This window comes from Amycolatopsis sp. NPDC051372 (assembly GCF_040682095.1).
Classification (GTDB): Bacteria; Actinomycetota; Actinomycetes; order Mycobacteriales; family Pseudonocardiaceae; genus Amycolatopsis.
In genome coordinates, this window is sequence record NZ_JBFBAF010000103.1 from 1 (window position 1) to 1,371 (window position 1,371).

Annotated in this window: 1 pseudogene; it reads left to right on the top strand. The window is 66.4% G+C overall.

Annotated features, from left to right (window positions below):
- Positions 1-65: 65 nt before the first annotated feature.
- Positions 66-1,371 (top strand): annotated as a pseudogene (locus tag AB0M56_RS50560) (IS701 family transposase); the annotation flags it as partial.

Consider the following 1,371-nt stretch of genomic DNA (forward strand, 5'->3'; position numbering starts at 1 on the left):
TACTCCAGCCGCACTTCGTGATACTTGCCGTGTAGTGTGTCGCTCTTGTGTTGAGCGATGATGATCTGGTGGCCTGGGTGTCCGGGTTGGATGACCTGTTTGCGCAGGTCGCGGGACGGTTCCATCGGGCTGAACCTCGGCGCAGGGCTCGTGCCTACGTGCGTGGTTTGCTTGCGCCGCTGGCTGGCAAAAACGGCTGGACGTTGGCTGAGGCCGCCGGTGACCTCACCCCGGACGGGATGCAACGCTTGCTCAACGCGGCGGCCTGGGACGCCGACGGCGTCCGCGATGATGTCCGCGACTATGCGGTCGGGCACCTGGGCGAGCGTGACGGTGTGCTGATCGTGGACGAGACCGGATTCCTCAAGAAGGGCACCAAATCTGCTGGCGTGCAGCGCCAGTATTCCGGCACTGCCGGGCGGATCGAGAACTGCCAGCTCGGCGTGTTTTGCGCTTACGCCACCAGCAAAGGCCGCACCTTGATCGACCGCGAGCTGTACCTGCCGAAATCCTGGACCGCCGATCGAGAACGCTGCCGCGAGGCGGCGGTGCCCGAGGAGGTCGAGTTCGCGACCAAACCCGTGCTCGCGCAGCGGATGCTCGCCCGTGCCCTGGACGCCGGTGTGCCCGCGACGTGGGTCACCGCCGACGAAGCCTACGGTGCCGACTCGAAATTCCGACGATGGCTGGAGGACCAGCGGATCGGCTATGTCGTGGCCGTGCCCAGCAGTCAGACCATCCCCGCGGTGGCCGGCACGTCCCGCGCCGACGCACTCGTCGCCCACGCCCCCGGTGACGCGTGGAAACGCCGAAGCTGCGGCGACGGCGCCAAGGGGCCGCGGATGTTCGACTGGGCTGTCGCCGAGTTGCCGACCTATTCCGACACCACCCCGCCCGGCTGGGAACGCTGGTTACTCGCCCGCCGCTCACTGACCCGCAACAGCAAGGGACAGCACGAGATCGCTTACTACTTGTGTTGTGCCCCAACGGGAACAACCGATGAGGATGTGATTCGGGTGGCCGGGGCACGGTGGGCGATCGAGGACTGCTTCCAGACCGCGAAGACCGACGTCGGCCTCGACCACTACCAGGTTCGCCGCTACGACGCCTGGTACCGACACGTCACCCTAGCCGTGCTCGCTCACACCTACCTCGCCGTGACCGCGGCGATCGCCCCAAAAGCCCTGGCAGCGGCCTCATCCCAGTCACGCTGGGCGAGGTCAAGCGTCTCCTGGCACACCTGATCACCACCCCGCTCGACCGCCTCGCAACCTGGGCCTGGTCACACTGGCGCCGACGCCATCAGCACCGAGCCCAGCAAGCCCACTACCAGCGAAGACGAACCATACATCACGAAGTGCGGCTGGAGTA